This window comes from Parasphingorhabdus sp. (genome assembly GCF_039977335.1).
Lineage (GTDB): Bacteria > Pseudomonadota > Alphaproteobacteria > Sphingomonadales > Sphingomonadaceae > Parasphingorhabdus.
Genome location: NZ_JBDWDI010000004.1, coordinates 468,148 through 492,688 on the forward strand (window position 1 = coordinate 468,148; position 24,541 = coordinate 492,688).

The 24,541-nt window shown below is 52.4% G+C and carries 27 protein-coding genes; 8 read left to right on the forward strand and 19 right to left on the reverse strand.

All coding sequences use genetic code 11. The features are described 5' to 3' along the window. Positions 1-181: 181 nt before the first annotated feature. Both ABJM21_RS09430 and ABJM21_RS09435 read right to left on the reverse strand, forming a co-directional pair. On the reverse strand, positions 182-1,210 hold the full coding sequence (locus ABJM21_RS09430; protein ID WP_348301400.1) for a 2-oxoacid:ferredoxin oxidoreductase subunit beta: 1,029 nt from the start codon (positions 1,208-1,210) through the stop codon (positions 182-184). Next, entirely contained in the window at positions 1,207-3,096 is a 1,890-nt protein-coding gene (locus tag ABJM21_RS09435; protein WP_348301399.1) for a 2-oxoacid:acceptor oxidoreductase subunit alpha, read from the reverse strand. Before ABJM21_RS09435 ends, ABJM21_RS09430 begins: the two co-directional genes overlap by 4 nt. Before the next feature lie 200 nt (positions 3,097-3,296). Between ABJM21_RS09435 and ABJM21_RS09440 the strand changes: the two genes are divergently transcribed. The 3 genes from ABJM21_RS09440 to ABJM21_RS09450 are packed head-to-tail and all read left to right on the forward strand — an operon-like array spanning position 3,297 to position 5,708. After that, positions 3,297-4,241 carry an alpha/beta hydrolase gene (locus ABJM21_RS09440; RefSeq protein ID WP_348301398.1) on the forward strand — a complete coding sequence of 315 codons (945 nt, stop codon included), beginning with the start codon at positions 3,297-3,299 and terminating at the stop codon, positions 4,239-4,241. After that, positions 4,238-4,726 (forward strand): RNA pyrophosphohydrolase, encoded by a 489-nt coding sequence (locus ABJM21_RS09445; RefSeq protein ID WP_348301396.1) that lies wholly within the window; start codon positions 4,238-4,240, stop codon positions 4,724-4,726. Before ABJM21_RS09440 ends, ABJM21_RS09445 begins: the two co-directional genes overlap by 4 nt. Before the next feature lie 31 nt (positions 4,727-4,757). Next, positions 4,758-5,708, forward strand: a complete 951-nt coding sequence (locus ABJM21_RS09450) for a DUF481 domain-containing protein (protein ID WP_348301395.1) — start codon at positions 4,758-4,760, stop codon at positions 5,706-5,708. Between the two features lie 27 nt (positions 5,709-5,735). Here ABJM21_RS09450 and ABJM21_RS09455 read toward each other — a convergent pair whose 3' ends face one another. The 5 genes from ABJM21_RS09455 to ABJM21_RS09475 all read right to left on the reverse strand — a co-directional run bounded on the left by ABJM21_RS09455 (position 5,736) and on the right by ABJM21_RS09475 (position 10,807). After that, positions 5,736-6,269 carry a tetratricopeptide repeat protein gene (locus ABJM21_RS09455; protein WP_348301394.1) on the reverse strand — a complete coding sequence of 178 codons (534 nt, stop codon included), beginning with the start codon at positions 6,267-6,269 and terminating at the stop codon, positions 5,736-5,738. 84 nt (positions 6,270-6,353) lie between these two features. Further along, entirely contained in the window at positions 6,354-7,532 is a 1,179-nt protein-coding gene (locus ABJM21_RS09460) for an RsmB/NOP family class I SAM-dependent RNA methyltransferase (RefSeq protein ID WP_348301393.1), read from the reverse strand. Then, positions 7,529-7,738: a hypothetical protein gene (locus ABJM21_RS09465; protein ID WP_348301392.1), complete on the reverse strand. Its 210-nt coding sequence runs from the start codon at positions 7,736-7,738 to the stop codon at positions 7,529-7,531. The genes ABJM21_RS09460 and ABJM21_RS09465 overlap by 4 nt, the downstream gene beginning before the upstream one ends. A 12-nt stretch (positions 7,739-7,750) precedes the next feature. Continuing rightward, positions 7,751-9,217, reverse strand: a complete 1,467-nt coding sequence (guaB, locus tag ABJM21_RS09470) for an IMP dehydrogenase (protein ID WP_348301391.1) — start codon at positions 9,215-9,217, stop codon at positions 7,751-7,753. Positions 9,218-9,280: 63 nt separating this feature from the next. Then, the gene (locus ABJM21_RS09475; protein ID WP_348301390.1) at positions 9,281-10,807 is read right to left on the reverse strand and encodes a M28 family peptidase; all 1,527 of its coding nucleotides are present in this window, start codon (positions 10,805-10,807) and stop codon (positions 9,281-9,283) included. Between the two features lie 103 nt (positions 10,808-10,910). Here ABJM21_RS09475 and ABJM21_RS09480 point away from each other — a divergent pair, with 103 nt between their 5' ends. Together ABJM21_RS09480 and ABJM21_RS09485 are read left to right on the forward strand one after the other, a co-directional pair. Continuing rightward, the gene (locus ABJM21_RS09480; RefSeq protein WP_348301389.1) at positions 10,911-11,879 is read left to right on the forward strand and encodes an SPFH domain-containing protein; all 969 of its coding nucleotides are present in this window, start codon (positions 10,911-10,913) and stop codon (positions 11,877-11,879) included. A 2-nt stretch (positions 11,880-11,881) separates the two neighbouring features. Further along, positions 11,882-12,340, forward strand: coding sequence for an NfeD family protein (locus tag ABJM21_RS09485; protein WP_348301388.1), 459 nt, complete (start codon positions 11,882-11,884; stop codon positions 12,338-12,340). Between the two features lie 29 nt (positions 12,341-12,369). On the opposite strand, the gene ABJM21_RS09490 is transcribed toward ABJM21_RS09485, so the two are convergent. After that, the gene (locus ABJM21_RS09490; protein ID WP_348301387.1) at positions 12,370-12,750 is read right to left on the reverse strand and encodes a hypothetical protein; all 381 of its coding nucleotides are present in this window, start codon (positions 12,748-12,750) and stop codon (positions 12,370-12,372) included. Between the two features lie 28 nt (positions 12,751-12,778). Further along, positions 12,779-13,354: a DUF937 domain-containing protein gene (locus ABJM21_RS09495; RefSeq protein ID WP_348301386.1), complete on the reverse strand. Its 576-nt coding sequence runs from the start codon at positions 13,352-13,354 to the stop codon at positions 12,779-12,781. Positions 13,355-13,587: 233 nt separating this feature from the next. On the opposite strand from ABJM21_RS09495, the gene ABJM21_RS09500 reads away from it, so the two are divergent. Together ABJM21_RS09500 and ABJM21_RS09505 are read left to right on the forward strand one after the other, a co-directional pair. Beyond that, positions 13,588-13,953 carry a DUF3597 domain-containing protein gene (locus ABJM21_RS09500; RefSeq protein WP_348301385.1) on the forward strand — a complete coding sequence of 122 codons (366 nt, stop codon included), beginning with the start codon at positions 13,588-13,590 and terminating at the stop codon, positions 13,951-13,953. A gap of 51 nt (positions 13,954-14,004) precedes the next feature. After that, positions 14,005-14,655, forward strand: coding sequence for a uracil-DNA glycosylase (locus tag ABJM21_RS09505; RefSeq protein WP_348301384.1), 651 nt, complete (start codon positions 14,005-14,007; stop codon positions 14,653-14,655). On the opposite strand, the gene aguB is transcribed toward ABJM21_RS09505, so the two are convergent. The 8 genes from aguB to rpsD all read right to left on the reverse strand — a co-directional run bounded on the left by aguB (position 14,652) and on the right by rpsD (position 22,776). Further along, positions 14,652-15,503, reverse strand: a complete 852-nt coding sequence (gene aguB, locus ABJM21_RS09510; protein WP_348301383.1) for an N-carbamoylputrescine amidase — start codon at positions 15,501-15,503, stop codon at positions 14,652-14,654. The genes ABJM21_RS09505 and aguB overlap by 4 nt on opposite strands. 7 nt (positions 15,504-15,510) lie before the next feature. Then, positions 15,511-15,861 carry a DUF3147 family protein gene (locus tag ABJM21_RS09515; protein WP_348301382.1) on the reverse strand — a complete coding sequence of 117 codons (351 nt, stop codon included), beginning with the start codon at positions 15,859-15,861 and terminating at the stop codon, positions 15,511-15,513. Positions 15,862-15,875: 14 nt separating this feature from the next. Beyond that, positions 15,876-16,727 (reverse strand): methyltransferase, encoded by an 852-nt coding sequence (locus ABJM21_RS09520; protein ID WP_348301381.1) that lies wholly within the window; start codon positions 16,725-16,727, stop codon positions 15,876-15,878. 66 nt (positions 16,728-16,793) lie between these two features. After that, positions 16,794-17,654: a hypothetical protein gene (locus ABJM21_RS09525; RefSeq protein WP_348301380.1), complete on the reverse strand. Its 861-nt coding sequence runs from the start codon at positions 17,652-17,654 to the stop codon at positions 16,794-16,796. A gap of 75 nt (positions 17,655-17,729) precedes the next feature. Beyond that, positions 17,730-19,250, reverse strand: coding sequence for an FMN-binding glutamate synthase family protein (locus ABJM21_RS09530; protein ID WP_348301379.1), 1,521 nt, complete (start codon positions 19,248-19,250; stop codon positions 17,730-17,732). An 88-nt stretch (positions 19,251-19,338) separates the two neighbouring features. After that, the gene (locus ABJM21_RS09535; RefSeq protein ID WP_348301378.1) at positions 19,339-20,313 is read right to left on the reverse strand and encodes an agmatine deiminase family protein; all 975 of its coding nucleotides are present in this window, start codon (positions 20,311-20,313) and stop codon (positions 19,339-19,341) included. A gap of 21 nt (positions 20,314-20,334) precedes the next feature. Next, on the reverse strand, positions 20,335-22,014 hold the full coding sequence (locus tag ABJM21_RS09540) for a M28 family metallopeptidase (protein WP_348301377.1): 1,680 nt from the start codon (positions 22,012-22,014) through the stop codon (positions 20,335-20,337). Positions 22,015-22,161: 147 nt separating this feature from the next. Further along, positions 22,162-22,776: a 30S ribosomal protein S4 gene (gene rpsD, locus ABJM21_RS09545; RefSeq protein WP_108809763.1), complete on the reverse strand. Its 615-nt coding sequence runs from the start codon at positions 22,774-22,776 to the stop codon at positions 22,162-22,164. A 219-nt stretch (positions 22,777-22,995) separates the two neighbouring features. Here rpsD and ABJM21_RS09550 point away from each other — a divergent pair, with 219 nt between their 5' ends. After that, positions 22,996-23,307 carry a chorismate mutase gene (locus tag ABJM21_RS09550; protein ID WP_348301376.1) on the forward strand — a complete coding sequence of 104 codons (312 nt, stop codon included), beginning with the start codon at positions 22,996-22,998 and terminating at the stop codon, positions 23,305-23,307. A gap of 12 nt (positions 23,308-23,319) precedes the next feature. Here ABJM21_RS09550 and ABJM21_RS09555 read toward each other — a convergent pair whose 3' ends face one another. Together ABJM21_RS09555 and nrdR are read right to left on the reverse strand one after the other, a co-directional pair. Beyond that, positions 23,320-24,051, reverse strand: a complete 732-nt coding sequence (locus ABJM21_RS09555) for an RNA methyltransferase (protein WP_348301375.1) — start codon at positions 24,049-24,051, stop codon at positions 23,320-23,322. A 10-nt stretch (positions 24,052-24,061) separates the two neighbouring features. After that, positions 24,062-24,538, reverse strand: coding sequence for a transcriptional regulator NrdR (gene nrdR, locus ABJM21_RS09560; protein ID WP_348301374.1), 477 nt, complete (start codon positions 24,536-24,538; stop codon positions 24,062-24,064). Between the last annotated feature and the right edge of the window lie 3 nt (positions 24,539-24,541).

The window sequence follows — 24,541 nt, forward strand, 5'->3', positions numbered from 1 at the left end:
GAGAAATTATACAGTATATACGCAAAACGGGGGTCATCTTCGGTTGAACTGTTTCATATGAGCGACGAAATCTCTGTTCAGAATCGCCCCACCCCATAGCGTGACGAAAAGGACTGAAGCCTTACCCGCATGCTGGCAAAGCATTTCCTACATTGCAAGCATCAAGTATCGGAAAAGGCCGCTAAAGTTCCGGCCCGTCCTCGGTCACCGTCCAGGTCTGACCCTTGTTGAGCAAAGCCTGCAGATCCGCCTTCTTGTCTTCGGCCGCCTGCGCATTTTGCTCAACCACTGCCGCTTCGAAAGTGGGACGCGGATCATCATATAGCACGCCGATGGCCATCGGGAATTCCCCGAACGGCATTTCGATCAACATATGGGCGACCGAACGATTGGTCACATCATGGACAATCACACCCGCTGCCTGCCAGTCGCCATCAACAACATCGACCACTTTGAGCGAGAGCGTTTCGCGATCCATTGCGATGCCCTTCTCGCCTTTTTCAAACAGCATCGGTTCACCATTCGCGAGCAAAAGCTGCGTCGACGCGGCTGTTTTCTTCGCCGCAAATTCATCGAACACATCTTTGTTGTAAACGATACAGTTCTGAAAAATCTCGATAAAGGCAGCGCCCTTATGGGCATGCGCCGCTTTCAGAACATTGGTCAGATCTTTATGAATATCGATGCCACGCGCAATGAACCGCGCGCCTGAACCCAATGCAAAAGCACACGGACTAGCAGGACGATCGACTGACCCATAAGGCGTCGACGGAGTATTCGTACCCACCCGCGATGTTGGCGAATATTGCCCTTTGGTCAGGCCGTAGATTTCATTATTGAACAGCATGATCTGGCAATCCAGATTACGTCGCAACAAATGCATCGTGTGATTACCGCCAATGGAAAGCGCGTCGCCATCACCGGTTATGATCCAGACATCCAGATCAGGATTGGCGAGTTTCGCTCCGGTCGCCACGGCAGGCGCACGGCCATGGATCGTATGAAAACCGTAAGTTTCCATATAATAAGGAAAGCGAGAAGAACAGCCGATGCCGCTGATAAATAACGTATCTTCCGGGCGCACACCAAGTTCCGGCATGGTCCGCTGAACCGCTTTCAGGATCGCATAGTCACCGCAACCCGGGCACCAACGCACTTCCTGATCGGTTTCCCAGTCTTTCAGCGTCGTGATTTTTGTCATCTCGTTCATGAGAGATTCTCCTCAATCGCCGCATCAATTTCGGCAATGGTAAAGGGCTGGCCCGATACTTTGTTGATCGGTTTCGCGTCGACCAGATATTGATCGCGCAATACGGTTTTAAGCTGCCCGGTATTCATCTCTGGCACAATCACGCGGTCATAGCTTTTCAGCAACTCGCCAAGATTTTTCGGCATCGGCCAGATATTCCTAATATGGATATGGCTTACGTCTTTACCAGCCTCCACCGCACGGCGCACGGCCTGATGGATCGGGCCATAGGTTGAACCCCAGCCAACAACAGCCAGTTTACCGCCTGCATTGCCCAAAGCAACATCCTGATTGGGGATACTGTCCGCAACACCCAATACCTTGTCACGCCGAATCTCGGTCATTTGCTGGTGATTGGCAGAGCCATAATCAATATGGCCGGTATCAATGCCTTTTTCGATGCCGCCAATACGGTGCATCAATTCCGGGGTGCCCGGCTTAATCCATGGCCGTGCGAGCTTGTCATCGCGGCTATACGGTTTCAGGCCGCCGTCCGGCATTGTGTCGAGATAGGTGACCGGAAATGGCTCCAGTGAACCAACATCGGGAATTTGCCACGGCTCTGCTGCGTTGGCAATATATCCATCGGTTAGCAGCATGACTGGCGTCATATATTGCACGGCGATCCGAACTGCTTCAATCGCGCATTCAAACGCATCGCTGGGCGAACGAGCGGCGATGACTGGCATCGGCGCATCGCCATTGCGGCCATAAATCGCCTGATAGAGATCCGATTGCTCGGTCTTGGTCGGCAGGCCTGTCGAAGGTCCACCACGCTGCGAATTGATAATCACCAATGGAAGCTCGGTCATGATAGCCAAGCCCATGGCTTCGCCTTTCAGCGCAATACCTGGACCCGATGATGACGTAATGCCGAGTTTACCAGCATAGCTCGCGCCAATTGCCGCTGCGATAGCTGCGATTTCGTCTTCCGCCTGAAATGTCGTCACATCAAATTCTTTAAGCCGCGACAGGTGGTGGAGAATCGCAGAGGCTGGCGTAATCGGATAACCACCAAAAAACATTGGAATATCAGCCAGCTGTGCACCGGCGACAAGACCAAGGGACAATGCTTCCGCACCCGTCACGGTACGATATTGGCCGGGTGCTGACGGAGCAGCACCCACTTTGCGGGTGGTCAAATGACCGCTACCGAGTCCATCACCGGAAAGCTCAGCGGTTTCGCCATAAGCATGACCGGCATTTAACGCTGCGATATTGGCATCTGCGACATCGGGCAGTTTCGCAAACTTCGCCTTGAGCCAGTCGATAATCGGTTGCCGCTCGCGCTCGAACATCCATAGCGCCAGACCCAGCGTCCACATGTTTTTACTACGCAATGCTTCTTTATTGCCGAGTCCAAACGGTTTCACTGCTTCCAGCGTCAGCGCAGAAATATCCAGCTTGAGCAGCTGCCACTTGGCCAAAGACCCGTCTTCCAGCGGATTATTCTCATATTTGGCTTTGTCGAGATTGCGTTTCCCGAACTCGCCGGCGTCCGCGATGATCAAACCGCCTTCGCGCAGAGCATCCACATTGGTTTTCAAAGCAGCGGGATTCATTGCAATCAAGACATCAGGCTGGTCGCCCGCCGTTTCAATCGCGCGGCTGCCGAAGTTAATCTGAAACGCGGAAACACCAAATAAAGTGCCTTGCGGTGCCCGGATTTCAGCGGGAAAATCTGGGAATGTCGCCAGATCGCTGCCCGCCAATGCGGTGGACAAGGTAAATTGCCCGCCGGTAAGCTGCATGCCATCGCCGCTGTCACCAGCGAAACGAACGACGACATTTTCCGCATTCTCCGGTTGGTTGTTGCTATTGTCGTCCTGTTTAAGCGCCGTAGCCATATATAATTTCCGTACCCAAAACTCTTTAGAAGATGCGGTAAAGCACTTCTCCCCTCTGCTTCAAACCATAAAAACTACTAGGGATAAAGTTTTTGTTTGAAGCTGAAGAAATAGATTACACCTTGCCTAGTGAACCCTGGCTGATCTAGTCGCCAGAAGTTCAGTAGCAAATCAATATGCAAAAATACGGAGATTAAAGGATGACGACGGCTTTTGTGCGACCCGATACCCAAGCGATGTTGGCCATGCTGGAAACCGCCATGGAGGTCCCAATGGACCAGATGGAGCCAGCCGCAGCGCGCGAAGTATATGTTGGAATGCGGTTTCTGGTCGATGCGGAACCTACCGAACTGGCGGTTATCAAGGATCTGACTTGCCCCGGACCTGCCGGTGATATCAAGCTGCGCTATTATGACAAACGGGAAAGCCGTGAAGCCGGTCCGGCGATTATTTTTTATCATGGTGGCGGTTTTGTTATTGGTGATCTGGAAAGCCATCACCCTTATTGCACGGAAATGGCGGCGCAGATGGATTTGCCGTTGATTGCAGTTGACTATCGTCTCGCGCCGGAAGCGCCCTTCCCGGCCGCACCGGACGATTGTGAAGCGGCCACCCGGTGGATTGCGGAGAATGCGAAGACAGCTTTGGGTATCGAGATAGATGGCCTTATCCCATGCGGTGACAGCGCCGGCGGCAATCTCGCAATTGTTGTGGCACAAGACTTGGCTAAAAACCCGGCAGCAGCCCCCGTTATTGCGCAGGTGCCGATCTATCCTGTTGTCGACAATGCAGCTTCCGAAGGATCCATGGAAGAATTTGCAGAAGGTTTTTTACTGACCAAGGACTCGATGGAATATTTCATGGGCCATTATGCCGGCGTTGCAGGCGACCCGCGCTGCGACCCAATCCACGGCGATTTGGCAGGCAGCCCGCCAACCGTGCTGATTACAGGCGGACTCGATCCGTTAAGGGATCAGGGTCGTGCCTATGCCGCCAAGCTCATAGAAGCTGGTGTTCCGGTCAACTTTACCGAAGCAAAGGGCAATATCCATGGGTTAATCTGTCTGCGCAAAGGCATTCCATCTTCACAACAAGATGTCGATGGTATCTGCAACGCCCTGAAAGCGACCCTGGCGGCCCTATGACCGATTTTAGCGACCTTCCTTACCGTCCCTGTGCTGGTATCATGCTTGCCGACAAGAAAGGGCAAATTTTTGTTGGCCAACGGCTGGATGCAAAAGACAGCGCCTATCCCGATTCCTGGCAAATGCCGCAAGGCGGTATTGATGATGGTGAGGAGAGCGAGACGGCTGCCGTTCGGGAGCTGGAAGAGGAAACCGGCGTCACCACATCGCATGTGGAGATAATCGCCCGCAGCGCGGAAGAATATTATTACGATCTGCCCGATGAGCTATTGGGTAAAATCTGGAAGGGAAAATATCGCGGCCAGCGCCAATCATGGTTTCTGATGCGGTTTACAGGCGAAGACAAGCATGTCAATATTGCCACAGACCATGCGGAATTTTCGGATTGGAAGTGGGCCGATCCGTCAGATTTACCGGATATGATCGTGCCGTTTAAAAGAGATCTTTACCGCGCGATTTTGAAGGAATTTGGACCGCTAATCTGAGTGTAAACTGTAATAGCCACAGGATTAGAGTATGTTGTACAAGGTAGTTTGGCCGTTTTCTCTGGCGGCCGTTGGCTTTGTTTCGCCAGCACAAGCAGCCCTTCCGGAACCTGTAAAAGCGATGATCGATGCCGCGATAGAATCCGGTAAAGACGCTGAAGTCAAATCGGTAATCAAGTTTGCCAAAGTGGTAAATCCCGATGATATCGCTGAAATTGATGCAATGCTGGCCACATATACCGCAAAGCGCGCACAGCTCGCAGCGGCCGAAAAAAAAGCAAAAATGGAAGCGCCCTTCTTTGAAAATTGGAAGGGCGAAGGAGAGCTTGGTGGGTTTCGTAACACCGGCAATTCGAGCAACGTTGGCTTGAGTGCTGGAGTTAAACTCGCCAAGGATGCCGTCAAATGGCGCCTCAAATTTCGGGCCCGCGCCGATTATCAGCGCAGCAATGGCGTAACTAGCAGAGAACAATATGCCGCCGCACTGGAGCCCGAATATAAAATTGATGATCGGCTATTCATCTATGGCCTAGCGCAATATGATCGCGATCGTTTTCAGGGCTTTTCCTCACGCTACACGGTATCTGGCGGTATCGGTTATTCGGTGATCAAAGAGAAAGATATCTTCCTCGATCTAAAAGCTGGTCCGGCCTGGCGGCTTACCGAGTTTACCGATGGCGGGTCTGATAGCAGTCTCGCTGGTCTGATCGGTCTGGATATGGGATGGCAAATCGCGAAAAATCTCAAATTAACGCAGGGCGCAGGCGCGACCGTGGCCTCGGATGCGCAAAGTTTGACGAGTGCCAATGTGATATTTTCATCGGGTACCAATACCCTTACCGCCACGACGGGGCTTGATGCCAAGATAAATGGCAAGCTGAAAGCCCGTCTATCCTATGCGATTGAGCATGAAACAAATCCGCCAGAAGGTCGCCAGAAGACGGACACACTCAGCCGAGCAACGCTGGTTTACGACTTTTAAGCTGGAGTTTGCGGCTTTTGATTGCCGTTAGTTAGGCGCAACTTCTTCCGATTTTTCGTCGCCGACTTTTGGTTTCGGCGTTACAGCCTGTGCTGACAATACAGGCGTTTTCTCCGATGTCTTGATAACAGAAGAAAGCTGTGTTGTCTGTGAACAACGGGTTCGGCACAGGGTTTCAATCCGCGAAAGATTGATCTTCGCTTTTTCAACGGCTCCGCGCTGAACAAGCGCTTCGCCCTGCCCAGCCAGTGCATCCAGATTATTGGGATCGAGGATCAACGCCTCACGGTAAAATCTTATGGCTTTGCCCGGCAGTTTCTGCACTCGCGCGATCTGAGCAAGAGCGATAAATGCTGATCCATTGCGCGGATCCACTGCCAAAGCGGTCTCGTATAAATCCGTCGCCAGTTCGAGATTGCCTTGTTTCTGCGCCGTTTCACCCTGCTCCATATAGGCAACCGAACGGGCCTTGATTTCCACATCAGCGGACTGGCCAAAACCAGCACTGGAAACAGTGGCTAAAACCAGGGACATCGCAAGGGCGGCGGGTGAAAAACGCATAATTAGCTCCAATAAAGACTCAGGCTTTTTAGCAGGGCCACCTGCACGTTCGGTGAACATGCCTGCGCCTGTCATGATCTGCTATCACAATTTTTCGAGGCAGGTAAAATAAAAGCCATCCGTTCCGTCTTGATACGGGGTGAGTAGAGTTCCTTTACGATATGGCCGCCCTATCGGCAAATCAACCTCTATATCCCGCCATTTCGGATGGTTTTTCAGGAAAGCCTCTGCTTGATCACCACCTTCAGCGTCCAGAAGGGAGCAAACCGCATAAACCAGCCGTCCGCCGGGAGCGACCATATTGCTAGCCAGTTCCAGCAAGCGTGCCTGCAATTTTGTCGTTTGATCCAACCTTTTCGACGTCATCCGCCAGCGTAATTCCGGGTTACGCCGCCACGTACCGGTACCGGTACAAGGCGCATCGACCAGCACCAGGTCGCACTTGCCCTTGAACGGGCCAAGCGCCTCTTCTTCTTTATTGGGTGATAACAACACTGTTACGATGTTTCGAGCGCCGGACCGGCGCAGGCGCGGTTCTATGCGACTCAAACGGCCGCGATCCGTGTCAGCGGCAATGATCCGCGCATCATCCGGTAATTGCGCCGCCAGTCCCAGAGTTTTACCGCCTGCCCCTGCACACATATCCAGAACCAGTTTCGGCGCGCTAGGTAAACATGCAGCGACTATTGCCTGACTTCCCAGATCCTGAATCTCGATCTCGCCGCCGTTATACTGCTTATCATTCTCGACATTTGTTCCGGTCGGCAAGCGATAGGCATTAGGTAAAGGCAACGCTTCGATTTCCGGCCAAGCAGCCTCGATCGTCTTGGCATCACCTTTTTTGGGATTAAGCCGGATATCCAAAGGCGCGCGGTCAAACAACACCGCCTGCTCGTTACCATCAATCAGCGCGGCAAACCGATCCAAAAGCCAATCCGGTATTGTTTCACCGCTTGCTCGAAGCTCACTGTCCGTAAGCGCAGCGGGGCCATAAGCGGATCCATCGAATAGCTCCTGCAATTCGGGCTGTTCTGTCGCCAATCCGACCATTGCAGCGCGTCCATTTTCTGGCCGATCCCCAAAACGCCGGATCGCGGTATAGACATGTTCGCGTACAGCACGGCGGTCTTTGGACCCGGCATAGCGACGCGCTTTGAAAAATCTCTTGGCGATATTGTCGCCCGAAGCTCCATTGTCCCGCGCCGCGACAATGATTTCGTCGAGCAGTTCAATGGCTGCCTGTAGGCGCGCTGAGGGCGTCATTCCTTGATACGGCTATCTTTGTTCAGACATTGAAATTGCGTTTGAGCATTAGCGCCATGTTTCTTTATCGCGTCTTCGACGGCTATTATCGCATAGTCCTGACAGGCCGCGACAGTCTCGAAGGGTTCAATTGTCCACAAGGGATCGCTTTGATCCTGCCCTTCGGGCCAAACCAACAGCAGCAAAAATATTTTCAATTCTACCATGGATCGCCCTCTTTAACGGGTCGGATAATTGGGCGCTTCGCGGGTAATGGATACATCATGGACATGGCTTTCCTGCAACCCGGCATTGGTAATCCGCACAAATTCAGCATTTTCACGCAAATGCTGCAATGTCTCTGAACCGGTATAGCCCATGGCCGCTTTAACGCCGCCAACCAATTGATGAACGACATCACCTGCTGGGCCTTTGAACGGCACTTGCCCTTCAATACCTTCGGGCACCAGTTTCATTTGGTCTTTAATATCCTGTTGGAAATAGCGATCAGCGGAACCGCGCGCCATAGCGCCTACAGAACCCATACCGCGATAGCTTTTATAGGCCCGTCCCTGATAGAGGAATGTCTCGCCCGGTGCTTCTTCCGTACCGGCCAGCAGCGAACCGACCATGACCGATGAGGCACCAGCGGCCAGCGCCTTGGCAACATCGCCTGATGTCCGCAAACCGCCATCCGCGACAATAGGAATACCAGATTTAGCCGCTTCCTCGGCGCAATCCATAATGGCCGTCAATTGCGGCACACCGACACCAGCAACCACACGCGTGGTACAAATCGAACCAGGACCGATGCCGACTTTGATACCATCCGCACCCGCATCGATCAGCGCCCGCGTTGCAGCGGCGGTCGCCACGTTTCCGGCAATAATCTGGGTCTGATTGGAACGCTTTTTGACCTCTTCCACTGCCTTAGAAACCATTTTACTGTGGCCATGGGCTGTGTCGATGACAACCAGATCACATTCTGCGTCGATCAAGGCTTCCGTGCGTTCGAGACCAGTATCACCAACCGTAGATGCCGCAGCCACGCGCAGGCGGCCGGTACTATCTTTCGTCGCATGGGGATAGGTCACCGCTTTTTCGATATCTTTTACGGTGATTAGACCCACACAACGATAGTTGTCATCAACTACCAACAGCTTTTCAATACGCCGTTGATGCAGCATGCGCCGTGCTTCTTCCTGACTGACACCGACCGGCACCGTGACAAGATCATCTTTGGTCATGAGTTCGGAAACCGGCTGCCGAGGATTTTCTGCAAAACGCACATCACGATTGGTGAGTATCCCGACTAGCTTGCCGCTCGCTTCCACCACCGGAATGCCGGAAATCTTGTTTTGCGCCATGATTGCCTCGGCATCGGCCAATGTTGCGTCCGGCGCGATCGTGATCGGATTGACCACCATACCGGATTCAAAGCGCTTCACTTGCCGCACCGCTGCAATCTGTTGCTCCAGCGTCAGGTTACGATGGAGCACGCCAATGCCACCCATTTGCGCCATGACGATCGCCATATCGGACTCGGTCACGGTATCCATGGCAGAGGACAAAACTGGAATATTCAGCGCGATATCCTTGGTTAGCCATGTCTGGGTATTGGCTTGACTGGGCACAATGTCAGATGCACCGGGCTGCAGCAGGACGTCATCAAATGTTAGTCCGGTTCGGATTTCTCTGCTGCTCATGGAAGGCCACTTTCTGATATGCTGGATTTGATTCTGTGGCGGCCCATGTAATCAGTTCTGTATCTATTCGCCAGCACTATTAGCAGCACTATTCGGGTCAGATTCCTTCCGATAGGTGTCGACATTGCCAAAATAGCGTCCCAGCGCGACATGAAAATTAGCATCGTCGGCGGCACCGCCAAGCAATAGTTGCTCATCAACTTCATCGCTGGCGTCATGATAGCGGCTTTCCAAATAGCTATCGAGCCGCTTCTGATCAGAAAAAGCGCTGGTGATCATGAAGGCCGGAATATCCTGTTCTAGAAAGACATATGCGTCCTGACGTTTGATAAACGCATTGGCTTTGTCGCTTTTGTCTATCTCTCTCTCATGCGCAGCTGCCACTTTCTCCAAATCTTCATCCAGATCAGTTTCCCCCCGTCCTACTACAGCAATCAGCTTGCCATCTGGAGCCAGTGCTACCGTGTCAGCGTTGAAAACCGCGACCAGACGATCAAGCGTAAAACTTGGCTGTGCCGCAAAGGCGCGTGCGCCAAGCAACCCACTTTCTTCCGCGGTTGTCGCCAGAAAATAAATATCGCGATCCAGCCTGCTGCTGGTCAATCGTTTGGCGGTCTCGATGAGCAAAGATATCCCGCTCGCATTGTCCACTGCTCCATTACAGATGCGGTCGACTTCGGCTTCCCCGCGACATTCGCCAAGATGATCCCAATGTCCCATAAACAGAACGGCGCCGCTGGCCGGTTTGCGTCCTGCTATCTTTCCGATGACATTATGCGATTGATAGGTTCGGACCTGCGTTTCAGCCGATAAATCCGCATAGACACCGGTCATTATGGGCTGAAATTCCTCCAATTTTGCATCTTCGAAGAGCTTCTTGGGATCAATTCCGGCTTTGCGTAGCAATTTATCGACTGCCTTGCCGCTGATAAGTCCCTCCAGATTGGCGTGCTTGCCCTTGCCATCCAAACTCGTACTGGCCGTGCGAAAGCGTCGTGCAGTCCGTGCAAAGCGGGATTCACTTCTGATCACAGTTAAGATGCCGGACGCGCCAGCAGCGATGATATTTGCTTTTCGCTCGCGATAGCCGGGAAAATCCTTCGCACCGGGCCGTGATGAGAGAAACATCAAAGCAAGTTTGCCCGATATAATCGGCTCCATTTCTTCAACCGGACGATTGCCATAGCCGACATGGATGACAGGCGCATTGGACAAAGTGCCAAATTGCATGGCCCCCCGAAGGAAAATCTGATCGTCATCAATCCGAACGGTTTTCGTCCGCTTGCCGTTTGAATATTTGAAATCAAAGGTTTGTTTCAAAGGTGTCCTGTCCACCAAACTAACGGGAGCATACCATGAGTTTGTCCCTGTTCCTGTCTGCAATCCCGCCTTCTGCCATTCTGTTGCAATATATTCGACTGTCTTGTTCTCACCCACCGTCCCGGGTTTACGGCCACCAAAATCGTCGCTGGCCAATATTTCTATATGCCCGCGCAAATCAGTTTCTGAAATTTCTCCCAATATATCTTTGGCTTGAGCGCCTCCTGAAAAAAACAGCATGAGAATGGCGACAGCAACAGAAAGACGCATAGACTGTGATAACCTTGTTCTTTGGCGAAATATGCGCTTTTTCCTTGGCATTATAGCGCAAATAATCAATGACAATCGGACATAAAGTTGGAGGGCTTAGCAGATGGAATTAACAGCCGCATTTTTCTTTTTCCTTTTGGTGATCATATATCTGGGTGCCAGCATCAAGATTGTTCGTCAGGGCTATCAATATACGATCGAGTATTTTGGCCGTTTTACCAGCATCGCAAAGCCCGGCTTTAACTTTTTTCCCGCGTTTTTTTATCGCGTCGGCCGCAAGGTCAACATGATGGAGCAGGTCTTGGATATTCCTGGACAGGAAATCATCACTAAAGATAACGCGATGATCTCCACCGACGGCGTGGTCTTCTTTCAGGTGCTTGATGCACCCAAGGCGGCCTATGAGGTCAATGATCTTTATAACGCCATCCTGAACCTTGTGACGACCAACCTGCGTACGGTGATGGGCTCGATGGATCTGGATGAAACATTGTCCAAGCGCGACGAGATTAACGGGCGCCTGCTAACCGTAATTGACGATGCGACGACACCTTGGGGCATTAAAATTACGCGTGTGGAAATTAAAGACATTCGGCCGCCACAAGATATCATCAACGCCATGGCCCGGCAGATGAAAGCAGAACGTGAAAAACGTGCTAACATCCTTGATGCTGAAGGCGCTCGTGCTTCTGAAATTCTTCGTTCAGAAGGCGAGAAACAAGGACAGATTCTACAAGCAGAAGGTCGCCGGGAAGCCGCGTTTCGTGACGCAGAAGCCCGTGAGCGTGAAGCAGAAGCAGAAGCCAAAGCAACCCAGATGGTGTCGGAAGCAATAGCAACCGGAAATGCGCAGGCGATCAACTATTTCGTCGCGCAGGATTATGTCAAAGCGGTCGAAAAATTCGCGACTTCACCCAATGCAAAAACCATCTTGTTCCCTGTCGAAGCGACCCAGCTTATCGGCACATTAGGCGGCATCGGCGAACTGGCCAAAGAGGCGCTGGGTGAGCATGGCGGTGCCATTACACCGCCGCCACGTCGCAAAGGTCCGTTTGAACAACAAGGCGAATAAGCATGGATATCATTGAACAGGTAATGTCGCTGGAATCGCATTATCACTGGCTGATAATCGCGCTGCTCCTGGGTATCGGAGAAATATTGGTGCCCGGCGTGTTCCTGATCTGGCTGGCTGCGGCCGCAGCGGTTACCGGCTTTGTCGCGATGTTCGTTGACATTACTGTTGCTGGTCAATTCACACTGTTCGGATTGCTTTCGCTGGCATCGGTCTTCTTCGGCCGCCGTTGGTATCTGACAAACAAGGTCGAAAGCGAGGATCCGCTGCTGAACGATCGTTCAGCGCGGCTGGTGGGTCAAACCGTTACAGTGGTTGAGGCGATTAGCGCGACCGGGGGCCGAGCAAAGGTCGGAGATGGCGAATGGCCAGCCACCGGACCTGATATGAAAAAAGGGACCACCGCACGTGTGTCAGCTGTCCAAGGCGGCGTCCTCCAACTCGAAGCGTTGGAGGACTAGAACCGCTTTTTGTCTAAATCAGCCAGAGCCTATTTCTTAAAGAAGCCCTTGGCCATATCCGTGATATCGTTCAGTGGATTGCCATCGCCATCGCGGTCCAGAAAACCGCCAACTTTGCCAAGAAGACCGCCTTCACCGCCCAATTTCTCCATCAGGCCGCCTTCGCCGTCCAAACCGGCTTTTTCAGCCATCGCAGGCATCAGACCTTTCAGCTTTTCCGCGTCAACACCGGCTTCTGCGGCCGCTTCTTTGATCGCCGTAGCTTTATCGACACTGCCGTCCTGTAGTTTGGAAAACAGAGCTTCGCCGCCGGATTTCAACTCATCCGCAGACATGCCAACTTTCTCAGCCATAGATTCCAAGTTTACATTGTCGGGCAACATACCCAATGCGCTATCCAATAGTCCCATTTTCTATCTCCTTCAGTTGATAATCGTCTTAGCGGACAAGCTTACCGGCCATGCCGATAATGTCATCCAGCGGATTTCCGTCGCCATCAAGATCAAGCAATGATCCCAGACCGCCGAGGCCGCCGGACGATGTATTTGAGCCGCCGCCGAGCAGACCGCCGATAAGCCCCCCTAAGCCGCCGCCACCGCCAGAGCTCTCACCGCCCTGTTTGGCCATATAACCGGCAACCATCATCGCAACGACGGGAAGCATCTTCTTGAGCAAATCGCTGCTAATGCCTGTTTGTTGCTCGGCTCCGGCCGCAACCGTACGGCTCACTTCTTTCGAACCGAATATCTGGCCGAGCACCTCATTACCCTGATTGACCGGTGTAGGCTGGGTGCCAATGACGCTGTCTAACAGCCCTCCACCGCCTAGTTGCCCCAAAAGGCCGCCTAGTCCGTCGAGGCCGCTTGGCTGTGCCTGGGTCGTCTTCTTGAAACCGCCCAATATGGCAGGAAGCAGCGCCGCAGCACCAGCTTGCGCAACATTCTCGTTAATGCCCAATTCCTTGGCCATGGTCCCGATACCACCCGATTGCTGCAAGATTTCTAAAATGCTCATACCCGTCTCCTTCGGCTCTTTTGGCCCCATCATTGATTCTGCTGATCGACTCGATAGTAGCATATTTTTTGCTTTAAAATCGGGAACTCGAAAGCTTTACCAGTGTTTACACACCTGTTTACCTCAAGCTTGTAGAAAATAGACATCCGGCATTTGACTCTAGCCTATGTAGGACCGAAGAAAGATCGCAAGGATAGCAAGTTTATCCCCCATGAAAAAAGAGGAGCATGATCATGAGCATATTCGGAAAAATCAAAAGCGCGATTTTCGGCGGCGAAGCCAAGGCCGCTGAGCCAGAGGCAGCAGCCCCAGCAGCAGAAGCGGCACCAGCGGCCCGCGCAGCAATTACCGAAGTGGACGTTACCGCTCGGCTGAACAGCATACCGGGATCAGACAAGCTGAACTGGCAATCGTCAATTGTCGACCTGATGAAGCTTGTCCAGATTGATGCGAGCTATGAAAACCGCAAAGCACTGGCGCAAGAGCTAGGCAATGCCAGCTATAGCGGATCTGCGGAAGACAATATCGCTCTACACAAGCGAGTCATGTCGGAAATTGCAGCCAATGGCGGTATTGTTCCAGCTGAATTGAAAGACTGATTATTCAGTCCTTTACTGGACGTAATGTCCAAATGATTTTAGGCGGGGGCTATGAGCGATCATAGCCCCCTTCCTTTTGCCGAAGCGCCGAAAAACTGCCGCCGCTGCCCGCGCTTGGTGGGCTTACGCAAATCGCTCCGCAAAGAGCATGATGACTGGTGGAACGCCCCTGTTCCAGCTTTTGGTGATCCGGACGCATGGCTGGCAATTGTAGGTCTCGCACCGGGTAAGGAAGGTGCAAACCGGACGGGCAGACCTTTTACTGGAGATGCATCGGGTGACCTGCTTTTTGCTACGCTGGATAAGGTGGGGCTATCCAACGGCTCTTTCCAATCCCGCATAGATGATGGTGTGACCCTGAATGGCACCATGATCCTCAACGCGGTCAAATGCCTGCCACCCGAAAACAAACCGAATGGTGCAGAGATTAACAATTGCCGCCCCTATATGATCAAGGCGCTGGGCGGCTTGCCCCATTTGCAAGTAATATTGGCTCTTGGCAAAATCGCCCATGACAGCGTGATCCGAATGGCAGGAGCAAAGCTCGCTGATCATAAATTTGGCCATGGCGCAGAGCATACACTGCCGGACGGCCGCCTTCTGATCGACAGTTATCATTGCAGCCGATATAATGTGAACACGAAGCGATTAACGCCAGAGATGTTTGAAGCGGTTTTCAAAGCCGCAATCATGCAGCGCTAGCGATCCTCAACCAACCGCCCATAAAGCTCCGGTCGGCGGTCCCTAAAAAACCCCATGCCAGCACGATGCTTGCGCGCCTGTTCCAGATCAAAAGTCGCGACCAAAACACCGCTTTCCTCCGCGCCATATTTCAGCACCAGATCACCCCATTCATTCGCGATGAAGCTGTGACCGTAAAAGGCCTGTCCCTCTTCCTCGCCAATGCGATTGCTCGCCACGATTGGCATACAATTGCTCACCGCATGCCCCTGCATCGCGCGCCGCCACATCCGGCTGGTATCTAGATCGGCGTCATAGGGCTCTGATCCGATGGCGGTTGGATAAAACAAGATTTCTGCACCCATCAGCGCCATCGCCCGCGCTGTTTCAGGGTACCATTGATCCCAGCATATCCCGATGCCAATGGTCGTGCCAAACACATCCCAGACCTTGAAACCGCTATTGCCGGGACGGAAATAGAATTTTTCTTCATAGCCTGGGCCGTCGGGAATATGGCTTTTGCGATAGATGCCCATGATCTCACCATCGGGATCGATCATCGCGATGCTGTTATAATAGTGCTGACCATCCCGTTCAAAGAAACTGGCCGGGATCGCTACGCCCAGACGCTTCGCCATTTTTTGCATGGCCTGAACCGGCGCGCTGTCTTGCGCCGGTTTGGCGAGCGCGAACAACGCTTCATCTTCGGTCTTGCAGAAATAGGGCCCGGCAAATAGTTCCGGCGGCAAGATAATCTGCGCGCCTTGCTCCGCTGCTTCGGCCACATGCGCGCTGATTGCTTCGATATTTTCCGCTTCGCTGCCATTTAAGGAAAGCTGCAGAGCGGCAACCGTGATATTCTGTGTCATGCGGCGCTCATAGCTTGATGCCGAAACGGGCCGCAATCGGAATCGTTGCGATATACAGGATTATCGTGACCAATATGCCAGCCGACAGCGAAGCCCAGAAATTCATCCCCTGCCGCAACATGATTGGAATGATGAGAAACATGGGAAGGCTGGGAATGACATAGAAGAAAGTCGCTTGCACATGCCCGGCGAGCAACTCTGTATCGCCGGTATCCCGCCACAGCCAGATCATCGCCAATATGGAAATAAGCGGCAGCGACGCGATCAGCGCGCCCATGGCGGGATAACGTCGGGCGATGATTGCAACAATAGCCACAATCACGCCCGAAACTATCGCCCGAACCGCGAATTCACCCATTGCTCAGCCGGCAATCATGGTAGTTTTTTGAACAGCAAAGTCATGCGGTCAGACTCGCCGATTGCAGCATATTTTGCCTTGTCGGTATCCCCTTCTGCATAGCGTGGGGGCAGCGTCCAGACACCTTTGGGATAGTCCGCCGTATCTTTCCGGTTCGCATTTATCTCCGACTGTTTGACCAGTTCAAAGCCATGAGCCTCCATGAATTTGACAACCGTATCTGTTCTCAAATAGCCCTTATTGCCGTCGGCATAGCTAAATGGCGTCCCGTCTTTGGCACGGTGTTGAATGATGCCGACCATGCCGCCATCTTTCAGCATGTTACGCATCACTTTGATTTCGCTATCCGCCAGATTCCAGCGCATCAGATTGTGCATCATGCGCGGGATGATGACAAAATCGGCTGTACCATTTGCTTCTTCCGGCACTTTGTCGGTGGTGTAGGCGGTAAATTTTGCTGCCGGCATGCCAGTCCATTCTGCAACATCATTTGGAAATTTCGTCGGAAAATTGCGAATGCGCTCTTTCGCCTCATCGCCAAACGGCAAAGGATCTGGCGCAAAGGTCAAACCGATAAACTTGCCGTTATCCGCTACATAAGGTGCCAATATCCGGGAATACCAGCCGCCACCGGGCACATATTCCACCACCGTGTGATTGGTTTTAATGCCAAAGAAGCCAATTGTCTGGGCTGGGCGACGGTATTTGTCGCGCGCTTTGTCTTCTGCGCGGCGTTCATGCGTGATGATAGTGCGCAGATTCGTTTCTTTGTGAGCGCCGTCTTCTTCATGATGTTTTGCCGAAGCGGGGGCCATGGCAACCACTCCCAGCGCCGTCAACGCGCCGATCATCAGTTTCTTTTTCATCATCATTCCTTTCATTCCAATTCATGCGATGGCCGGAAGAAAGCCCAGCTGCTCGCTCGTGTCAAACTAAGGTCGTTTCTTGAACAGCAATGTCATGCGATCAGATTCACCGATGGCTTGATATTTAGACCTGCCTTCATCCTTGTTGGTCAGAACGGGCGGCAGTGTCCACACGCCTTTCTCATAGTCTTTCGTGTCTTTGGGGTTGGCATTTATCTCGGATGAATCAACCAGTTCAAAGCCGTTTAACTCGAACAGCGCGACAACCGATGCCTGCTTCAAATAGCCTTTGGTTCCCTTGGACATCGCGTAAGAAGCGTCGGCATTTGCACGATGCTGGACAACTCCAATCATGCCGTCATCTGCCAAAATTTCCCGGAGGTTCTGCAGTTCAGAATCAGACCGAGCGCCATTCAGCATTCCGTGCATCGAACGGAAGATCAAAACCCGGTCAATCTTGCCCTTCATTTCATCTGGCACTTCATCGCTTTCAAAAGCAGCAATCTTGTCCGCAGACACATCGGTCCATTTGGATGCTGCGTCCGGGAAGCGTTCTGGCCAGCTTTTTGAACGACCTTCGCGCGAACGACTGGTAAAATTGATGCTGTCGCTATCCCCGTTGATCGCAACATATTTTCCGTTGCTGCTCAAATAAGGCAATAATATCCGCGTATACCATCCGCCACCCGGACCATATTCGGCAACCGTGTGCGTGGGCTTAACCTGAAAAAAAGCCAAAGTTTCAGCAGGATTGCGATAAACATCGCGGGCCTTGTCATCCTTGCGCCGATCATGGCTGATCACCACTGACAGGTCGGCATCACTGTGCATCGCGCCATCTTTGGCATGATGCTTCGCAATCGCGGGAACCGCAGCCGTTGCCAATAATCCAGTCGCGATACCAGCGAATAGGAGCTTCTTTGTCATTCTTACGGGCCTTTCAGTTGGGGAATGTCTTTCTGATAGAGAACATAAATCAGCTGCACGGTCATGCAAAGCAGTTTATCCAGAGACGTCTTCTATCACCTTGAATTTCTTGAGAACCTCTGGTCGAGGATAGAGTTCATCAAGAGGAACAGACTTGCCGGTATCCTGGACAATACGAACATGTTTACGGCCCAATTGACGCGGTTCATCAACGCCGCAACTATGAGCCAGAACTTCCACCTCATGAACCAGACTTTTACAATAGTTCGCAACCTTGACCTTCTTATCCGATGGATCAAGGCCGCGCTGGAGACGGGGGTCGTGGGTTGTAATCCCGGTCGGACAGGTATTCTTGTTGCATTTCATCGCCTGAATACATCCTAGCGAGAACATGAAACCGCGAGCACTGTTGACGAAATCCGCACCCGCACAAATTGCCCAAGCGACCTCACTAGGTGTAATCCTTTTCCCCGATGCGATAATCCGGACACGCTGCCGCAGATCATATTTGTGCAAGATATCAGAGAGCATCGGCAGGCTTTCATCCAGCTGCAGACCAACATTGTCCATCAATGGCATGGGCGCTGCGCCCGTCCCGCCATCGCCGCCGTCGAGGGTGAAAAAATCCGGTGCACTTTCGATACCGCGACGATGAATTTCCTCGCAAAGGCTTTCCAGCCAACCATAAGCGCCAACTACGGCCTTGATACCGGTTGGCTTGCCAGTGACTTTGCGGACATGCTCGATAAAATCCAGCATGTCTTCCACGCTATTGATCTCGGGGTGACGATTGGGAGAAATCGACGCTTGGCCTTCCGGAATGCCGCGCACTTTCGCTATTGTCTCGGTGACCTTCGCGGCCGGCAGGATTCCGCCCTTGCCCGGCTTTGCGCCTTGCGACATTTTAATCTCAAACATACGGACTTGCTCGTGGTCCGCTATTGCGCGTAGTTTATCATCATTCAGGCTACCATCATCATTGCGCACGCCATATTTAGCGGTGCCAATCTGAAAGACAATATCACAGCCTCCTTCAAGATGATAAGGCGACAAACCGCCTTCACCGGTATTCATCCAGCATCCCGCCATTTTGGCACCGTGAGACAAAGCTTGCACGGCAGGCACAGACAGCGCGCCAAAACTCATCGCGGAAACGTTGAACAGTGATTTTGCTTCGAAGGGTTTTTCGCAATAGGGGCCTAATGTGCATGTTGCGGTTTCGGCCGCATCTTTTTCCAGCGTTGGAAACGGGCAATTCACGAAAATCGGCGTGCCCGCAGGATCAAGGTTTTTGGTAGAGCCAAAAGCAATGGTGTTGCCGGTGCCCTTTGCCGCACGCCCTACCCATTCCCGCTCTGCTCGATTGAAGGGCATTTCTTCGCGGTCCATGGCAAAGAAATACTGCCGGAAAAATTCTCCCAGGCTGCTGAACAGATGGCGAAACCGACCGATGACCGGATAGTTACGGCGCACGGCATCTTGTTTCTGCGTCACATCTATGACGAACAAGGCAATCACCCCTGCCAGCCCAAGACCAAGCAGAAAAACCAATATATATGTGAGCGTGCTCAAAACACTCAAAATTCCATCGGCCATCAACTATCCCCTAAAGCATCTGAAAGAGGATTAGCATTTTGCTCCCCTCAAACATAGTTCGATCGAAACGGGCAGAGGTTACAGTCAGTCAAAGCTTTGGAATCTGCTGAGAGATGCAATGAAAACTTCCGCCACCATGCAGCAAGGCCGTGCTGTATAGTCCCACCACTTTTCGCTTCGGAAACAATTTAGCAATGGCCTGCACCGCAGCAGCATCAGACCTAGTTCCATATTGCGGCACGACAACAACTGTATTGCCGATGTAGAAATTCATATAGCTCGCAGGCGCAACCTGACCGTCAATTTCATATCTGCCTGCGGATGGAATCCGAACAACGTCCAGGCCAGCGGAGGCGGCGCGGTTCGCAGCATCGTCAAAAATATCACCATTAGGGTCATCAGCCTCACTGGCTTCCGGAATTGCCACCTTACCCACCGCCACAAAGCGCGCAAGATTGTCGACATGACCATCGGTATGGTCAGCCATCAACCCATCACCAAGCCAGCAGATATGTTCCATGTTCAGGGCTTGCTGTAACTTCTCACCCACCTGCTCCTTGCTCATATTTTCGTTGCGGTTGGAATTGAGCACACATTGTTCGGTAGTAACAAGATGGCCAGCGCCGTCTCCATCAATCGCCCCGCCTTCAAGCACCCAATCATGCGAGATGACGGACATTTCTGTTGGTGCAGCAAGGCGCTGGCCAATATCTTGATCACCCGCCATTTCAAATTTTCGGCCCCAGCCATTGAAGCCAAAATCATGCGCCTGGCGATTCTCACCAACCGTAATAATTGGCCCCGTATCCCTCAGCCAAATATCCCCAAACGGTTCGACCAAAATTTCGACATGATCAAGGGCAAGTTTGGCAGCTCGATCGGCATCTTTCTGATCCCGGCAAACTAGCTTGATCTGTTCGCCACAACCATCATCGCAAATGGCATTGGCGAAGGCGGCAACTTCACGCTGCGCCTCCACCAATTGCCCTGGCCATTCTTCAGGATTGCCCGGAAAGCCAATCCAGACCGATTCATGCAGTTCCCATTCGGCTGGCCATCTCATCGCTAGTTCAAAAGCTAGAGATCAGGTCCCAGCTCGACTCTTGTCACGAATGTCGCGGAATTCATCGCCGTCATTCCAGTTCGGCCAGTCTTCCGTCATCGCCAACATCCGTGCGACCGTATAATAGACTTTCAGATCACCCATGACGCCGTCCCAGTTCCAATCCGGATTAAATTCATCCTTAGGTCCATGGTAGCGGTTCTCAGTATAATCCTTACTGATCGCTTCTCCGGCTTCACGGCCGCCTTCGACAAGGTCTTCGCCACCTTCAAAATAGATCATCGGCACGCCCAGCTTCGCGAAGCTGAAATGATCGGAACGATAATAAAAACCTTTTTCCGGTGTCGGTTCCGCCTCTGCGGTCCGCCCGTCGACAGTCAAAGCGCCTTCGAGATAGCGATCCAGTTGAGATTTGCCCTTACCAACCACGACAACATTTTTCGCAGGACCGGCCATACCAAAAGCATCCATGTTCACACCGCCAACTGTCTTGTTCAGCGGATAGACTGGGTTCTCAGCATAATATTTCGAACCAAGAAGGCCGGATTCTTCCGCCGTTACCGCCAGAAAAATAATGCTGCGATCCGATGCGCCTGCCTTCACATGCGCTTCGGCAAGAGCAACTAGAGCCGCGGTTCCGGTCGCGTTATCGACCGCACCATTGCAAATATCATCACCATCCGGCGCTGGCTTACAGCGGCCCAAATGGTCCCAATGCGCGGTGTAGAGCACATATTCATCGGGCCGAGTCTTGCCTTTGATCATGCCAATGACGTTTTTGCTGTTCATCTTGCTGATGTCATTTTCAAAGGACATCGAGGCAGTCACGCCCAGCGGCACGGCTTTGAAATCCTTGTTCTTCGCAGCCGTCATCATCGCTTCCAGATCCTGACCGGCACTGGTAAAAATCCTAGCGGCCACATCTTTCTGAACCCAGCCATTGGCTTTCGTTTGATCAGAACCGCCATTGGCTGACTGCGCATAAAATTGCGGGCCGCTCCAGCTGGATTCAACAACATTCCAACCATAAGCGGCAGGAGCCGTATCATGAATGATCAGCGCCGCCGCCGCACCCTGACGCGCGGCTTCTTCATATTTATATGTCCAGCGGCCATAATAGGTCATCGCTCGACCACCAAATTCGCCTTCAAGGCTCTCGGTACCGAAATCCGGATCGTTCACGAGGATGACAACGGTTTTGCCTTTAACGTCTATACCTTCATAGTCGTTCCACTCTCGCTCCGGCGCATTGATGCCGTAACCGACAAAGACAAGCTCACTATCGGCGACATCAATTTTCGGTTGTTCCTGATAGGACGTGATGACCATCTCAGGGCCATATTTGAAACTCATGTCGCCCGTGCCGCCCTTGACCGTCAGATCAGACACGTTCTTGGCTTCAATCTCGACCAGCGGTACATCCTGAAACCAGCTATCGCCATTGCCTGGCTCGATGCCCGCTTCGGCAAATTTCTTCGTCAAAAGAGCAAGGGTCTTTTCTTCACCCGGAGTGCCCGGCGCGCGTCCTTCGAAAGCATCAGAAGACAGCTCACGCGTAATATCGCGCATGGTATCAACCGACAATTCCGGTGCAGCGACCTCTGGCAGTGGGACAGCGTTTTCGGCATCATCCACCTGTATTACACAAGACGCCAAAGCCAGCGCCGGTGTCAGCGCAAAGGCAAACCATTTCTTTTGCATTTCAGAGTCCTCATCCAAATTTAATCGTCAAACTGATTTCTATTGTCACTAGTGGCAGTGTCCTTGATTTGGCGCAAGCCTTTGCCATTAACACAAACAAAAAAGGCGGCCTTTGCGGACCGCCCTTTTATAACCTCTTGAAAACAATTAGCGTGAGTAAAACTCGACAACCAGATTTGGTTCCATCGTCACCGGGTAAGGCACTTCGTCCAGCGTTGGTACGCGGACATAGGTGACTTTGTCGGTGCCGTCTGGCGTGACATATTCTGGAATTTCACGCTCTGGCAGGCTCTGTGCTTCGATAACCAGAAGCATTTCTTTGGCCTTATCGCTCAGCGATACAACATCACCAGGCTGCACTTTGCGCGAAGCAACGTTACATTTTACGCCGTTCACACGAATGTGACCGTGGCTGACAAGCTGACGAGCAGCAAAAATCGTTGGGGTGAATTTGGCGCGATACACGACCATGTCCAAACGCTGCTCCAGCAGGCCGATCAAGTTCTGGCTGGTATCGCCTTTCATGCTTGATGCTTCTTTATAAGCGCGCTTGAACTGTTTTTCGGTCACGTCGCCATAATAGCCTTTCAGCTTCTGCTTGGCGCGCAGCTGAATGCCGTAGTCGGAAAGCTTGCCCTTGCGGCGCTGACCGTGCTGGCCGGGACCATAGTCGCGGCGATTGACGGGTGATTTGGGGCGACCCCAAATATTTTCGCCCATGCGGCGATCAAGTTTATATTTCGAGCTGGTACGCTTTGTCATATCAATGACTCCTAATTTGCTGTTTCAATTCGTCCCGGAATGCACCGAAAATCCGCTTGGATTAACGCGGCTACCGCTTCACCGGGGTGCGGAGCCAATTGCAAGACGCGGCCTATGACGATCTAACCGGTGATTGTCAAGCATCCGTAGGCCCAAAATTCGCACCAAAATCCCCATCATTACTCGACTTGAGCGATCTCAGTGATTAAAGGCGCTGACATGACAGAAACGACCACGCTTCCACCGATGGAAACCATGACTGATGTCCGCGAACAAGTGGACCGTATTGATAGTGAACTCATCGCTCTGATGACCCAACGCTTCGCCTGTATGGACGCCGCCGCGCGGATCAAACAGGATCGCACTACCGTCCGGGATGAAGGGCGAAAAGCGCAGGTTCTGGAACATGTGAAGCAGCTTGCTAGCGAAGCTGGCGTTCCGGTTCCTACCATGGCTGCGATATGGGAAATGCTGATAGAAACGTCGATCAGCTATGAATTGCAAAAATGGGATCAACTGAGAGACAGTTAGTCGCTCAGGCGGTCATTTTTTGACAAACGGCTTTTCAAGAGAGCTGATCACCCCTCGCCACGTCTGAACCTCCTCATTGGTCCATGCCGGCTTGGTAATCATATTGCGCAGCGTCACCTTCGTCGCAGGCGCGCGGTCCGGCGGATAGAAATATCCTGCCCCTTCCAAAGCGCGTTCCAAATGCTCGAAGAAACGATCCAGCTCAATCTGCGGGGCCGGTTCCCGTTTTTTCTTTTCGATGGTCGGTTGTACAGTTCCGGCATTGTCCATCTTGGACAGCTCATAAGCCACCAATATGACCGCTTGTGCCAGATTAAGAGACCCGAATTCGGGATTAATCGGTACTGTGATGATCTTCCGTGAAAGTTCCACGTCGACGATTTCCAGACCGGAACGCTCGGGGCCGAACAATATCGCGCATTTACCGCTCGCAGACGCCATATCAGCCGCCGCCTCAACGGGTGTCAGCACCTCTTTGGTCATTCCGCGCTTTCGCACCGTTGTTGCATAGACATGCGAACAGTCCGCTACCGCCTCTGCCGTAGTCGCAAAAACCTGTGCTTCTTCCAGAACATTATCCGCGCCCGCTGCTGTTGGCCCAGCCGATGGATTGGGCCAGCCATCGCGAGGATCAACAATCCGCATTTCGGTCAGGCCAAAGTTCAGCATCGCACGCGCCGCTTTACCTATATTCTCGCCAAGCTGCGGCTTTACCAGAACGATAATCGGTTTTCCGGTACTCATTTGGCGCCGCTCATTTCCCTGCGGTGTCGTTGATCGCAACATCTTTCACGCTGCCGGCAAATTCTTCAAAGTCCTTGGCTTCTGTAAAGTCCTTATAGACCGATGCGAACCGGATATAGGCGACGCTGTCGAGCCCTTTCAGGCCGTCCATTACCATCTCACCAATGCGTTTGGATGGTATCTCATTCTCGCCACTGGTTTCCAGTTGGCGCTGTATGCCAGAGACCAGTTGATCCATTTGCTCCTGCGCAATCCCGCGCTTGCGACACGCTAGCGATACAGACAGATCAATTTTCGACCGATCAAAAGTCTCACGCCGTTCTTCACTCTTTACCACGGTAATCTCGCGAAGCTGTATCCGCTCAAAAGTCGTAAAGCGCGCACCACAACCTTCGCATTGCCGCCGCCGCCGGATGGTGGTTCCATCTTCGGTCGGCCGACTATCTTTTACTTGGCTATCGTCAAAGGCGCAAAAGGGACAACGCATAAA

What these genes read in the sequence shown, in the direction of transcription:
- ABJM21_RS09540 (WP_348301377.1), bottom strand. Translation starts at nt 22,014, where the DNA reads ATGCAAAAGAAATGGTTTGCCTTTGCGCTGACACCGGCGCTGGCTTTG.
- ABJM21_RS09480 (WP_348301389.1), top strand. Translation starts at nt 10,911, where the DNA reads ATGGAATTAACAGCCGCATTTTTCTTTTTCCTTTTGGTGATCATATAT.
- ABJM21_RS09535 (WP_348301378.1), bottom strand. Translation starts at nt 20,313, where the DNA reads ATGAGATGGCCAGCCGAATGGGAACTGCATGAATCGGTCTGGATTGGC.
- ABJM21_RS09465 (WP_348301392.1), bottom strand. Translation starts at nt 7,738, where the DNA reads ATGGTAGAATTGAAAATATTTTTGCTGCTGTTGGTTTGGCCCGAAGGG.
- ABJM21_RS09460 (WP_348301393.1), bottom strand. Translation starts at nt 7,532, where the DNA reads ATGACGCCCTCAGCGCGCCTACAGGCAGCCATTGAACTGCTCGACGAA.
- ABJM21_RS09550 (WP_348301376.1), top strand. Translation starts at nt 22,996, where the DNA reads ATGACAGAAACGACCACGCTTCCACCGATGGAAACCATGACTGATGTC.
- aguB (WP_348301383.1), bottom strand. Translation starts at nt 15,503, where the DNA reads ATGACACAGAATATCACGGTTGCCGCTCTGCAGCTTTCCTTAAATGGC.
- ABJM21_RS09505 (WP_348301384.1), top strand. Translation starts at nt 14,005, where the DNA reads ATGAGCGATCATAGCCCCCTTCCTTTTGCCGAAGCGCCGAAAAACTGC.
- ABJM21_RS09495 (WP_348301386.1), bottom strand. Translation starts at nt 13,354, where the DNA reads ATGAGCATTTTAGAAATCTTGCAGCAATCGGGTGGTATCGGGACCATG.
- nrdR (WP_348301374.1), bottom strand. Translation starts at nt 24,538, where the DNA reads ATGCGTTGTCCCTTTTGCGCCTTTGACGATAGCCAAGTAAAAGATAGT.
- ABJM21_RS09490 (WP_348301387.1), bottom strand. Translation starts at nt 12,750, where the DNA reads ATGGGACTATTGGATAGCGCATTGGGTATGTTGCCCGACAATGTAAAC.
- ABJM21_RS09475 (WP_348301390.1), bottom strand. Translation starts at nt 10,807, where the DNA reads ATGCGTCTTTCTGTTGCTGTCGCCATTCTCATGCTGTTTTTTTCAGGA.
- ABJM21_RS09500 (WP_348301385.1), top strand. Translation starts at nt 13,588, where the DNA reads ATGAGCATATTCGGAAAAATCAAAAGCGCGATTTTCGGCGGCGAAGCC.
- ABJM21_RS09435 (WP_348301399.1), bottom strand. Translation starts at nt 3,096, where the DNA reads ATGGCTACGGCGCTTAAACAGGACGACAATAGCAACAACCAACCGGAG.
- rpsD (WP_108809763.1), bottom strand. Translation starts at nt 22,776, where the DNA reads ATGACAAAGCGTACCAGCTCGAAATATAAACTTGATCGCCGCATGGGC.
- ABJM21_RS09530 (WP_348301379.1), bottom strand. Translation starts at nt 19,250, where the DNA reads ATGGCCGATGGAATTTTGAGTGTTTTGAGCACGCTCACATATATATTG.
- ABJM21_RS09485 (WP_348301388.1), top strand. Translation starts at nt 11,882, where the DNA reads ATGGATATCATTGAACAGGTAATGTCGCTGGAATCGCATTATCACTGG.
- ABJM21_RS09555 (WP_348301375.1), bottom strand. Translation starts at nt 24,051, where the DNA reads ATGAGTACCGGAAAACCGATTATCGTTCTGGTAAAGCCGCAGCTTGGC.
- ABJM21_RS09515 (WP_348301382.1), bottom strand. Translation starts at nt 15,861, where the DNA reads ATGGGTGAATTCGCGGTTCGGGCGATAGTTTCGGGCGTGATTGTGGCT.
- guaB (WP_348301391.1), bottom strand. Translation starts at nt 9,217, where the DNA reads ATGAGCAGCAGAGAAATCCGAACCGGACTAACATTTGATGACGTCCTG.
- ABJM21_RS09450 (WP_348301395.1), top strand. Translation starts at nt 4,758, where the DNA reads ATGTTGTACAAGGTAGTTTGGCCGTTTTCTCTGGCGGCCGTTGGCTTT.
- ABJM21_RS09455 (WP_348301394.1), bottom strand. Translation starts at nt 6,269, where the DNA reads ATGCGTTTTTCACCCGCCGCCCTTGCGATGTCCCTGGTTTTAGCCACT.
- ABJM21_RS09445 (WP_348301396.1), top strand. Translation starts at nt 4,238, where the DNA reads ATGACCGATTTTAGCGACCTTCCTTACCGTCCCTGTGCTGGTATCATG.
- ABJM21_RS09440 (WP_348301398.1), top strand. Translation starts at nt 3,297, where the DNA reads ATGACGACGGCTTTTGTGCGACCCGATACCCAAGCGATGTTGGCCATG.
- ABJM21_RS09525 (WP_348301380.1), bottom strand. Translation starts at nt 17,654, where the DNA reads ATGACAAAGAAGCTCCTATTCGCTGGTATCGCGACTGGATTATTGGCA.
- ABJM21_RS09520 (WP_348301381.1), bottom strand. Translation starts at nt 16,727, where the DNA reads ATGAAAAAGAAACTGATGATCGGCGCGTTGACGGCGCTGGGAGTGGTT.
- ABJM21_RS09430 (WP_348301400.1), bottom strand. Translation starts at nt 1,210, where the DNA reads ATGAACGAGATGACAAAAATCACGACGCTGAAAGACTGGGAAACCGAT.